At 44.7% G+C, this 12,478-nt stretch carries 6 protein-coding genes; all 6 read left to right on the top strand.

Annotated elements, in window-relative coordinates:
• The first annotated feature begins 216 nt into the window (after positions 1–216).
• Positions 217–855, top strand: coding sequence for a hypothetical protein (locus tag RW114_RS18070; protein WP_340124151.1), 639 nt, complete (start codon positions 217–219; stop codon positions 853–855).
• 10 nt (positions 856–865) lie between these two features.
• Positions 866–5,365, top strand: a complete 4,500-nt coding sequence (locus RW114_RS18065; RefSeq protein ID WP_340124150.1) for an Eco57I restriction-modification methylase domain-containing protein — start codon at positions 866–868, stop codon at positions 5,363–5,365.
• A gap of 12 nt (positions 5,366–5,377) precedes the next feature.
• A complete protein-coding gene (locus RW114_RS18060) occupies positions 5,378–7,378 on the top strand; it encodes a hypothetical protein (protein ID WP_340124149.1) in 2,001 nt (666 codons plus the stop codon).
• Positions 7,302–11,306, top strand: coding sequence for an RNA-directed DNA polymerase (locus tag RW114_RS18055; RefSeq protein WP_340124148.1), 4,005 nt, complete (start codon positions 7,302–7,304; stop codon positions 11,304–11,306). The genes RW114_RS18060 and RW114_RS18055 overlap by 77 nt, the downstream gene beginning before the upstream one ends.
• Positions 11,307–11,435: 129 nt before the next feature.
• The gene (locus RW114_RS18050; RefSeq protein ID WP_340124147.1) at positions 11,436–11,678 is read left to right on the top strand and encodes a DUF2281 domain-containing protein; all 243 of its coding nucleotides are present in this window, start codon (positions 11,436–11,438) and stop codon (positions 11,676–11,678) included.
• Positions 11,678–12,076, top strand: a complete 399-nt coding sequence (locus RW114_RS18045; protein ID WP_340124146.1) for a type II toxin-antitoxin system VapC family toxin — start codon at positions 11,678–11,680, stop codon at positions 12,074–12,076. Before RW114_RS18050 ends, RW114_RS18045 begins: the two co-directional genes overlap by 1 nt.
• The last annotated feature ends 402 nt before the right edge of the window (positions 12,077–12,478 follow it).

The raw sequence follows: 12,478 nt of genomic DNA, 5'->3' as shown, positions 1-12,478 counted from the left end.
GGTCAGTAACATCCCCGTTAAACAAAATCCTAGCCAAGTCTTTTGTAGGTGCGTCAGCCTGGCATTGGACTTTAGCTTTCCCAGGGCTGCATCTAAATCAGTGACAAACGATTTTATAAAGTGTGCCGGCTCGTACATCAACATGGTGTTGAAATACGTGGCAGTTTACACTGATTAGCTTACCCGTTTTCCGGCTGTATTTCTAAGCTTAAAAACTTGAACATCGAGTTTAAAGGTAACCGTTTTAAATTATTACCCCAGCATTTCCCGGAAGCCTTAAAACTCAGACTAGCCGATGAAGGCATTGAAAAACCCTTAACTATCGATTTTACACAATTACACCGCAGCCACCCAGTCGTTAGTTTGCTGGCCGAGCACTTACTGGAAGAAGCCTTGCTTGGCGAAAAGCCACTGGCGGCACGTTGCGCAGCGACAGTCACTGAATCAGTCGATATAGTGACCACCTTGTACCTGCTCCGTGTACGTCATCAACTTAGCTACATTAGGCGTAGGCAACCTTATCAACTGATGGCAGAAGAAACCGTCACCCTGGCAGTTCGGGGGCGTACCCAACCGGAATGGCTCAGTGAAGAAACTGCCAGCGCACTACTGGAATGCCAACCTAGCGGTAATATACCGCTCGATGTTATGCAACGAGAAATCAAAACTGCACTGGAATTTATCCAGTCACACCCGGAACGAATTGAAACGCTCGCTCAACAACGAGCGGAGGCCTTACTGGTTGATCATCGACGGGTACGCGAAGCGGCACGCGATGTTGGGCAATACAGTGTCACCCCCTGTTTGCCGGTGGATGTTATCGGTATTTACGTTTTGCTCCCCGACGCACTATAAAGGTTGAATCATGAAACGCGTCAACAGAAACCACAATACTGTCCTAAATTTGCCAACCTTGTATTTGGAAGGTGGCTTATTCCTACCCGATCAACTGGAAAAAGCAGCACTGGGTAAAGCCCGTTACCAAAAGGAGGCCGATTATCAAATCCCAACAGGGCTTAAACTGAAAGACGAATACAGCCGGGCTTTTCAAATCGCCTCCGCTCAATGGAAACATTTTGCACCCAATCTGGAACGGCAGGATGTCGATGCTGCCGATGCCACCATCAAGTTTGTTCAAGACCTGCTACGCGATGCCTTGGGTTACAGTGGTTTTGAACTGAAAAATGGTATCGGTGTCGGCGAACGTCAATACCCCATCACTGCATTAGCCGGGCAAACCATTCCGATTGTGATTGCCCCACACTCACTTGGGTTAGATGAAGCCGACTCACACTTTGCCATTGTTGGCAGTGGCTCTCGCAAGAAAAGCGCTTTTCAATTGGCTCAAGAATTTCTCAATGCCAGCGATCAACATCTTTGGGCACTGGTCAGTAATGGTAAACAAATCCGTTTGCTACGCGATGCCGCCACTCTGACACGTCCCAGCTTTTTAGAATTCGATCTGCAAGACATGTTAGATAGTGGCTTACGTTTTGCCGAATTTGAAATTGCCTGGCGATTACTGCATGCTAGCAGAGCTGGTTTAAATGGCGAATGTATCTGGGAAAACTGGCGTAGTGAAGGCCAACGTGAAGGCACTCGTGTTCGCGAGCATTTAAGACTGGGTGTCACAGATGCTTTGTTAACATTGGGAACTGGTTTTATTCAACATCCCGCCAATGAAATCTTGCGCCGCGATTTGCACGAAGGCCGCTTGAGTATGGATGCCTATTTTCAACAATTACTACGCTTGGTGTATCGTCTTATATTTCTGTTTACCGTTGAAGATCGGGGGATATTGCATAGCGACGATAGTGACAAACAAGCCATGGAAGCCCGTAAAGCCTATGCTGAAGGCTATGCAATGGCCCGCTTACGTGACCGCTGTTTGCGTCGCCGTGCCCGTGACGGTTTTGACGACCTGTGGGCTGGATTGCGCATTGTGTTTCGTGGTCTTACCAATGGCGAACCTCGCTTGGCCTTACCAGCTTTGGGTGGTCTATTTTCCGAACATCAATGCTCAGACTTGGACTTGGCCACCCTCAGTAACGCTAATTTGCTAGCAGTGATGCAGCAAATGCGCTGGTCAAACCTCAGTGGCAACCTATCCCCCGTCGATTACCGTAACATGGGCCCAGAAGAACTGGGTTCGGTGTACGAAAGTCTGCTGGAACTGGTACCTGAAATTGACATTCACGCCCGTCATTTCGGCTTTGTCGGATTGACTTCGACAGGCAGCACCCAAGGCAATGCACGCAAAACTAGCGGCAGCTATTACACCCCGGATAGTCTGGTACAAGAACTCATTAAATCAGCCCTCGACCCGGTAATCGAAGACCGATTAGCGAACAATCCCGCCAATCCCATCTTCGCCTTGCTCAGTATCAAAGTCATCGATACCTCCTGTGGCAGCGGCCACTTTCTGCTTGCCGCTGCCCGGCGTCTGGCTGAACGACTTGCAGCATTGCGTGCGCCGGATGGCGCAGTTAGACCTCAAGACTACCGCCACGCCTTGCGTGAAGTTATCAGTCATTGTATTTTTGGCGTTGATCGTAACCTGATGGCGTTGGAACTAGCACGAATGGCGTTATGGTTAGAAGGCTTTGAAGAAGGTGTAGCGCTATCGTTTCTCGATCACCATTTACAATGCGGCGATGCCTTGATCGGATTGACTGACCTTAACCAACTGCAATATGGCATACCCGATGCCGCTTTTAAAGCTTTGTCCGGCGATGATAAGACAGTATGCAGAGACATTGCCAAATCCAATAAAGAAGGGCTTAAAGCCTTTATCAAACACAAATCCAATCGTAATCTCGATATTGCATTACATGATGCCGCAGGCCTTGCTGAACTGGAAGCATTGGAAGCACTGCCCGACATCAACACCGCCGACATCGCCGCAAAAGAAGCTGCTTATCATGCTTTTTTGCAACATGCAAAACAGAGCCGCTTAGGCAATGCCGCCAATCTATTAGTTGGGGCCTTTTTAATCGCTAAAGCCGATGCAACGGCTCAAATAACCACCCCCACCAGTCAAAACCTCTATCTTGAGCTGTTTACCAAGCAAGCCGCCGAGGAATTGACTGCCGTGCATCAAGGCCACCGCCTGGAGATGGCAACGCAAGCTTGTGAACAAGCTCGTGTCTTGCACTGGCCGCTGGCATTTCCACAAATATACGCAAAAGGTGGATTTGATTGTATTTTAGGTAATCCTCCGTGGGAAGTTTCGCAACTTGGAGAGGAAGAGTATTTTTCGGTTCGGGCCCCTTATATAGCTGTTCTTTCTGGAGATAAAAGGAAACGAGCTATTGCTCAGCTTGAAAAGGATGAGCCTCGTCTTTGGAATGAATATCTAGCAGATAAACGGGCATACGAATCGAGTAACACCTTTTTTCGTGAATCTAATCGCTTTCCCTTAACAGCAATAGGAAAGTTAAACACGTATCCACTGTTTGCTGAAACAATAAGTCAGATTCTTGCGCCAGATGGTAGAGCGGGTTTTATTGTGCCATCTGGTTTAGCCACCGAGAAAAGTACCAAAGACTTTTTTGGTGAGCTCATTGCTAAATCAATGCTTGAAAGCTTTTTTGAGTTTGAAAATGAAGGTTTCTTTTTAGGTGCCGGTCAAGGACACATGTTGCGTTTTGCTTTGACTACGATTGTCGGTAGCCAGTCTAAGGCTAATGCAGCGCATTTCCTATTTCAAGGCAAACGTTTAGATGAGCTTCAGGATCGAGAGAGAGTTTTTAGCTTGAAGTCCAACGACATTTTTCATGTTAACCCTAATACTATGACCTGTCCGATATTTCGCTCAAGATTAGATGCTGAGATTACTAAACGCATCTATACAAGAGTGCCTGTGCTGATGCGCGAAGTTGAATCGGAACCGAATGATGATAGTAATAATCCTTGGGGAATCCGCTTTATGGCTATGTTCAACATGGCCAGTGCTTCTGAACTGTTTAAAACCAAAATAGATCTAAACCAAAGTGGTTTTGAACTTAAAGGCAATCGATTTGTTCACGGAAGGGAAGACTTTATACCATTGTATGAAGCTAAAATGATGTATTTATATTCACACCGAAATGGTGATTTTTCAGACTCAAACGATGGTCAACGTGCCCATGTTCTCCCAACAATTTCCTTTGAAAGACTAAAAAATAAAACATATTTACCCGCACCGTTTTACTGGGTTCCAATTTCTGAAGTCGAAAAGCGATTAAACGGGATCAATTGGAAAAATAAATGGATGTTGGGTTTTAGAAAGATCACCGATTCGAGGGCTAGTCCCCGGACACTGATTGTTTCTGTGCTGCCATATGCAGCTGCGGGAGATAGCCTAAATCTAATGTTTCCAAAAGAGTTGTCCGATAAAAGATTGTACGCAGCATTGTCTGGAAATCTTTCGAGTATTGTCCTTGATTATGTTGTCCGAACCAAAGTGGGAGGTCTTAATCTTAATTTGTTTGCTATGAAACAATTTCCAATCTTAGCACCTGATAGCTATCAAGAATTAGATCTCAATTTCATAGTCCCAAGGGTACTAGAGCTAACCTACACTGCTATTGATCTCGCTGACTGGGCTCAAGATATAGGTTATATAGGTTCACCATTCGAATTCGATCCTGATCGACGTGCTGTGCTATGTGCCGAACTCGATGCTTATTTCACTCGACTATATGGGTTAACTCGTGATGAATTGAGTTTTATCCTAGACCCTCACTCGATTAAACCTAGCTATCCGTCACAAACATTCTCTGTGCTTAAGCGTAACGAAGAACGTGAATTCGGCGAATACCGCACCGGCAGATTGGTTCTGCGGGAGTTTGATCGCATGGTTTTAGCTGACGCTGAAAAGAAAATATTTGAGAGTCTACTCATACCGCCACCGGGTCAAAAAATACCCGCTGCCTATTCGTCGCTAGGCGTAATCCGTGATGAAGTGGATGCCCGATTGGCAGGTTTGATGTTATCAATGATTAAAGAGTCGAGTTCGTTGCCGCGCAAGCAATTGGATTTAGCTTTAACTATTGCTCAGATGTCTGATGACGCTTCCCGCCAATTAGCCAGTGAGGTAACTAATGTGCTTGATAATTACCGTAACATGGGGGTGTTTGACCTTGAGCGGATTGGGCGCTCACAAACCTTACTGCGCTATTTTGAAGACGCTGGTGTTATTCGTTTTGAACAAAAAGGAGCTTGGATCACTGCTATACCAATAGAGATTTTACCTGATGGGATAATTTTTGAGCAAAGCATGAAAGATATAGCGCTTGCGTTATTGAAATCTGCACAAACAAGACTTCAACAACCATCGTCCTTGGCTGTTGAAGATGCAGATGCCCTAGTGAAACATGCATAGCGAGAATTGGTTATGGAAAACCTGGTAGAAAGCCTTTCAATACAGAAATCATCACCTCATCTCTGGATTGAGCGCCTGGCGATATTTAGTCAAGCCGAAGCCGATCAATGTATTCGCTCTATTGAGTTTCGGAGAGGATTAAATGTGATTTGGGCCCATGAGCCAGCAGCAGGCAGTGCTTATACGGGTATCCATGCCGCTGGTCACGGCGTTGGCAAGACATCGTTGTGTTTACTGATGCGTTTTTGTCTTGGCGACAATGCCAAATCAGTTAATGAACTCAGAGAAGAAGTCGGTAGCGAGTTCCCGCATGGCGGGGTTGGTATGGTGGTTCATATCGCAAATCAGACTTTTGCTGTTTTTCGTTTTTTTAATATTTACAAAGACGGTTTCGTTGCAAACGGCAACAATATTGAATCTCTTTTTACCGATAACGAAAGCCAGTCTTTTAAAGATTTCGAGGTTCAATTAGCGGAGGCAATCTTATCGAGGGTTCTGCCTAGAACAATCCCTGAAACTGGACAAGCCATTGAATGGAAGCACATTCTTGCTTGGATGACCCGCGATCAAGGTTCACGGTTCAAGTCTTTTTTTGCATGGCGGGAGGGAGAAGGTACCGGCTTACAGCGATCACGGCAAGATCCGCCTATCATTATGCGTGCCGTACTTGGCTTAATGGATCAACAAGAATCCGAGTTACTGATAAACATACGCGCTCTTGAACGTAACCTGGAAACTGTCCAGCAAGATACTGAACGACTTCAACAGGAACCATTGCTTATTCGTCGTCGTATTGAGTCTGAGCTAAGAACCTGGTTAGGGCTGTCTGACGACCTGCCATTGCATTCTGATGACTTGTTCAAGGAATCTGTTGAAGATAAAGTGACTGATGCCAGGAAAATAGCTGAAGCAAAGTTAATTGCAGCCGATGCTGAGCTCGACAAGGCCAACGAGGTATTATTTAAACTTCGAGCAGAATGGCAAGAGTTGGATCGACGCTATCAGCAGGCTGATTATGACTATCAGTTGGCAAATGCAGCCCGTCTTAAGGATGAAGAGTCAGTAAAGAAAATTAACGAACAGCGCAGTAAACTTCAGGGACTGGTTGGTTCTTGTGAGCATGGCAGTATTTTGTTTAGCGAGTGTCAATATATTCAGGGCAAAACCCAAAAACTTCAGGCGATCCACATGAAAAATCACCGCGATCAAAGTACGCTCTCGCGCTCTGAAGAAGAATGGGCTGGCCTTGCTTTATTGGCGTTGAATTCTCGTGACGCACTCAAAATACCGCTTCAAAACTTAAGCAACCAAGTATCAGCAAAAGTGCAAGAGTGCAGTTCACTAAAAACTAAGCGAGACTCTGTCATGCTTACCGTTGACCGTGGCCGTCGTTTACTAGGCGAGTTGGAAAGATGGGAACGGTTATCCGGTTCAATCGAGGCAGCGGAGAAAATTCGACAGTTGATTTCAAGGCGAGAGTCGATCTCTAGTGACATCGATAATAAGCGTTTGAAAGTTCAGATGCTTAAACAGAAAAACTCTATACGTAAAAAGACCCTAGCAGACATCACCAACACTCTTACTCGGAAGCTTTTATCGGAACAGGCATTTGGTAATTTCGAATTACAAGATGAAAGCCGTCCTTTCCAATTGTCGGTTCGCGGTGGCGAAGCTTATCGGGTTCTGGAAGTCCTTCTTGGTGATGTAGTGTGTCTGCTGGATTCGGTAAACCCAGGAAGCGCTTTTCCTGGTTTCTTAGTCCATGATTGTCCCAGAGAGGCTGATATGAGCGCCGGTTTATACGATAACTTTTTGCTTTTGTTGCAAAAAATTGAACAAAAAATCTTTGGCGGTGAGGCCCCCTTTCAATATATCGTAACCACTACAACGCCACCACCAGCACCAATCCAGTCTTTGCCTTACCTTCGGGTAACACTTGACCCAAGCACTGATGATGGATTGTTGTTTCGGCGGCGTTTCAGCACATCATTGCGAAGCGAATATCTTCAGTAATTTAAGGAAAAATGTGAATATTGTTAAAGGAAATTATCTGCAACTCGCACCTAGAATTGATCTGTTAACTGATGTAGTGGTTTTAGCTCAAGCATGGAAAAAATGCCATACCGCAATCCGTCGGATTAATTGGTATGCCGATGTTCTGGAACTTGATTGCTCAACCATTAATTTACAGCAACAGTTGGAAGAATGGGCTGATTCAATAAAAAATCAGGATTTTAAGCCTGAGCCGATGAAGTTAGTTCTAGCACCAAAAAATGCTCGGTGGGATTTTCCAGATTCTCAGAAACCCCCAGAGCCTTTTAATATTGATGACTTGCTAGATTCAACTTTCTCGACAAATGGTGATGAGCCCTTTGAATCTTGGGGGGTGGCCAAAGATTCAAAGGGAGTAAGGAAGCAAAGACTTCGGCCACTTGCGCACATCTCAATTCGTGATCAAACCCTGTCAGCTGCTGTTATGCTTTGCCTTGCCGATGCAGTGGAATCTGCACAAGGTGATACATCCGAGACTGATATTCACCTAGCCCAGAAATTGGGTGTTTTCAGTTATGGTAATCGCTTGCATTGTCGTTGGGATACGATAAATCAGCCTAGATCCAGAGCTTATTTTAGCTGGGGCAATTCGAGAACCTATAGACAATATTTTCAGGATTATCGAACTTTTCTCTCTCGCCCTCGCAACGTTTGTGCAGACCTGTATAGTCGGATCAATAGCGGCAGGGAACTCTTCGTGGTATCTCTGGATATAAAATCATTTTATGATGATATTGATCGCTCCGCACTAATTGGGCAGTTGAAAACTATTTACCAGAAATTTTATGATGATTTTGGTTTACCCGATCAACTCCGTGCTGATGACGACTTCTGGGATACTACTGAACGTATACTTAACTGGACCTGGCGAGACGAAGATCAACAACTCGCCAAAGTAGTGAATAACGACGGCGATTTACCTACAGGATTGCCACAAGGGCTCATCGCCTCCGGTTTCTTTGCAAATGCTTATATGATCAATTTCGATCAATTGATGGGTTCTATTCTTGGTACCAAGGAAAATGAAATCATCATTCACGATTATTGCCGGTATGTGGATGACATTCGATTGGTAATCGAGGCAAAAGCTGGAGAAGATTCGAATCGGCTTGCCAAATTTATTCAGGATTATGTATCACAACTTTTCGATAGTCATAGCACTAACATCCGTGCAAATAAACCACTAAAAATTAATACAGAAAAAACTGCGGTTACACCGTATCGATCTATTTCCAGTCAAAATAATTTGTCGGCCTTGATGTCATTACTCCAAGAGACAATTAGTGGAACATTTGATTTGGACTCTTTGAAACAGGCTGTTGGTGGTCTTGACGGTATATTGTGGATGTCCGAACAGTTAGAGGATGCGCAGGGACGTAACAAATCGCTATTGAAACTGGCTAATATTGCTGTTCCAAACGCGGATGTTCGTGACGATACAGTAAAGCGATTTGTTGCACCTCGATTAGCATCAGCGCTACGTATGCGCTTAGCTATGACTGACACGTCCGGTAAATCTGAAAGCGATGAAGCTTTCAATTGTGCAGCTCTAAACCATGAATTTGAGACTACAGCTCGAAAACTTATTAAAAGTTGGGCGGAAAATCCTGCTTTAGTTTTGTTACTTCGTGTTGGTTTGGATATATTTCCGCATCCCAAACTACTTGGACCAGTACTTGATGCTTTACAAAGCAAACTTTATTCAACCGCTAAAAAAGATAACGAAACAGCTCGGCAGGAATTACATGTTGCCCAGTTTGTGTCGGCCGATTTGCTTAGGGCTGGTGCGACAGAAACTGGATACAGGGAGGATTCGCAGTATCCTGATTCGATTGATATATTAAAATATCGTCAGGATTTGGCCCTTTTCGCTCGCAGAATTTTAATAGAGGGTGATTGTCCCTTTTATCTCAGACAACAAGCGATGCTGTTTCTAGCGTCGGTTGGCGATCATTCGTGCGTAACAGTAACCAATGTGGAATTGTGCAACTACCTGACACTTCACAAAACCCTGATATATGCACCATTTAAAGAAAAGGAGCTAGAAATTGCCTTAGCTCTAGCGTTAGTTGGTCAACAATTGGCACCTGCACCTGACCGATTTGCTGCATGGTTGACTGAGTGCTTGCAGTCCACAAATGATGGAGAAATTATTGAGCGTTGTGTTCGCATTGTTTCGGTGAATCGCCCCGATTTAATGCTGTTAATGCTCAAAATCCGTCATAGCAGAGTTTCGACGTGGAGGAAATATGTTCCTACAACATTAAAAGATGCTCGTCCAACTGTCTCAATACGATCATACAAGCTTAGCAACGGCAAACTATTACCATTACTAGGAGTTGTATCAGGAGCTTACAATCCATTCTCCAAGGAAAATGCCTTACTCCAGCTGGCTAGTTCATTGCTCAATCAGTCCGAAGTCGAAATTGAAAAGGAATTGGCAAATGGTCTGAATATTGGCGAGATTGAGGTTTGCTGTTCTGATTGGTCGTCGATACAGCGATTGCCAACAAATTCTGACTTTCTGAAAGTCCAATTTAATCGACAAGACCATATAGATCCATTGTATGAGAAGCCCCCATGGGTTAATGATGACTTTGCATGGCTTTATGGGCTTGGCCGAATTCTTCGCTCATGTATTACGGGAGAATTTGACTTTACCACAGGACGCTTCCTAATTACGGAAGATATTCCGCGCTATTCAGGATGGCGTTCGACTTGGGTTAAGCGGCGTTTTGGTCTTATCAATACGGGAAGCAGTCTTCTAGATGAGCCGGCCCCAATATCACCATGGCTTTCTGGTTTACTGTCTACTCTATTGCAGTGGCCAGGAACAAGTGTAGGAAGCGTGAATATGGAGCGCTTTTCTAAAGTAAAAACAAGATCAGATATTCTTGATTTAATACGGAAACGTGTTGATGTGCAGCGAGCACTTTACGGAACTCAATCAGACACGCCTATGTACGTTATTCCGACTCAGGAAAATCGAGCTCCGATACCTAGACCAATGCGTATAGCCGTAGTACAACCTATGCTTCCACGCCTTGATCAGTTCAATGATAAGGAGCCCTGCCGTTGGTCCAAAAAATTGATGGCAGAGCACCGCCGTCATCTAGCCGAGGTTTGTCGTCTAACTTACCAGAAGCTTCGTACTTGGTCTTCAGCACAAGGAGTTTACGGGGGGCGGTTTGATAATGACGAGCCGTTAGTCGATCTGATTTTGTTCCCAGAACTTTCTGTACATCCCGAGCATATTTTTCACCTTAGGGCATTATCAGATAAAGTTGGAGCAACTATCTTCGCAGGACTGACCTTCATTGATTCAGCAAAGCATTCTGGCCCTATCAATCAAGGTTTGTGGTTGATTCGAACTGAGACCCCTGAGCGAGGCCGGACATTTCAATATGTTTGGCAAGGAAAGAAACACTTAACAACCGAAGAACATAAGATGGGAGTTAAAGAATATAGGCCCCATCAAGTACTTATTGAATTTCCAGTCGGTTCTGGGTCACCAACTCGTGTGTCTGCAGCAATTTGCTATGACGCCACTGATCTGGCACTTGTTGCTGATTTGAGAGAACGATCAGATATTTTTTTAGTAGCCGCGTTCAATAAGGATGTGCAGACTTTTGATAACATGGTGGCGTCCCTGCATTTTCATATGTATCAGCCAGTGATATTAGCCAACATGGGCGAATTTGGTGGGTCAAGTGCTCAAGCACCATTACCAAAGCATGATCGGCTTATTGCCCATGTTCATGGAAATAATCAAGTTGCAGTGAGCTTGTTTGAGATTGATCCCGCTCCGTTCAAGTCGACTGCAAAATCAAAATTTGCACGGGAACTAAAAACACCGCCAGCTGGATACAAGGGGCGACCAAAATGCTAAGAAGTGAAAAAGCTATTGCAAGATCGTTGTATAGCAATCAATTGTCAGCTATCACTAAATAGTGGCCGCCGAAGCTGCAAAAAATGATGTACTCTAAGATGTCTACCTTAATTAGATGAGGAATAACCTATGAACCTAGCCGAAAGCATTTATCAACACAGTCTCAACCTTCCAGAAATTGCTGCCCGTGAAGCTCTCGATTTCATCGAATTTCTGGAACAACGTTACGCGCCGGTACCGTCTAATATAAAGCAGCAGAACGATACCGAAGCCTTTCTCGCTGCCATAGCAGGTGGTTTGAGCGAAGATTTTCCTGATGACATTAGCGATAAAGATTTGGGTGTTGATGCCCTGCGCGAGGCATTGGACTGATGATCTATTTGCTTGATACCAATGCGGCAATTGCCTTGTTGAAAGAGCATCCTCCGATGCTGAATCATGTGCGCCGTGTGGGCCGATCCAAATTGCGAGTCTGTGCGCCGGTTGAAGCAGAGCTATGGTTTGGCGTGGCCAAAAGCGCTCGACAAGAACAAAATCGTGCCCGTTTGCTCACCTTGTTGGAATGGTTGCCAAGTTTACCTTTTGCGGGTCAAGCAACGCAGCACTTTGGCGACATCCGCGCTCATTTGGCGAGCCAAGGGACACCGATCGGCCCTTATGATTTGCAGATTGCCGCCATTGCTCTTGCCTACGACCTGACTGTTATCACTCATAACACCCGCGAGTTTGTCAGAGTCCCCGGTTTAAAACTGGAAGACTGGATGGTATGAATTTCACTAATAAAAAATCGTCAGACATTTACGTTTTGAGGATGTTCCACATATGTAGCGACTCTAATATATTTTCGTATAAGTCACTATTTTTGCTTAGTCTTACAGCTTGTATGGTATGAGCTGCAAATCTTAATGAATATATTGCAACGTACCTTGATAGAAAAAACCGGGCATGAGAATGGCTTTGAGAATATTCTCCCAAGCTTGGATGATCAGGTATTGCTTGATTCAGCGTGAGCGTCTATTCTTTCCACGTAGACAAACTATGCCGTTTGATTTAAAGGCTGAATTTTTTCAGTTAAATTCCAGGGCAGAAATTGATCTAATGCCTCAGGTTGATAGTGCCGACCTAATATAGGTAGTTCAGTAAACAAGTATTTCAGATAATCAAAAGGCTCC

This window comes from Methylobacter svalbardensis, from assembly GCF_037671525.1.
Lineage (GTDB): Bacteria > Pseudomonadota > Gammaproteobacteria > Methylococcales > Methylomonadaceae > Methylobacter_A > Methylobacter_A svalbardensis.
This window is presented reverse-complemented; position numbering and strand designations above follow the sequence as displayed.

Coding starts and splice junctions, on each gene's coding strand:
- RW114_RS18065 (WP_340124150.1), top strand. CDS start 866: ATGAAACGCGTCAACAGAAACCACAATACTGTCCTAAATTTGCCAACC.
- RW114_RS18045 (WP_340124146.1), top strand. CDS start 11,678: ATGATCTATTTGCTTGATACCAATGCGGCAATTGCCTTGTTGAAAGAG.
- RW114_RS18050 (WP_340124147.1), top strand. CDS start 11,436: ATGAACCTAGCCGAAAGCATTTATCAACACAGTCTCAACCTTCCAGAA.
- RW114_RS18060 (WP_340124149.1), top strand. CDS start 5,378: ATGGAAAACCTGGTAGAAAGCCTTTCAATACAGAAATCATCACCTCAT.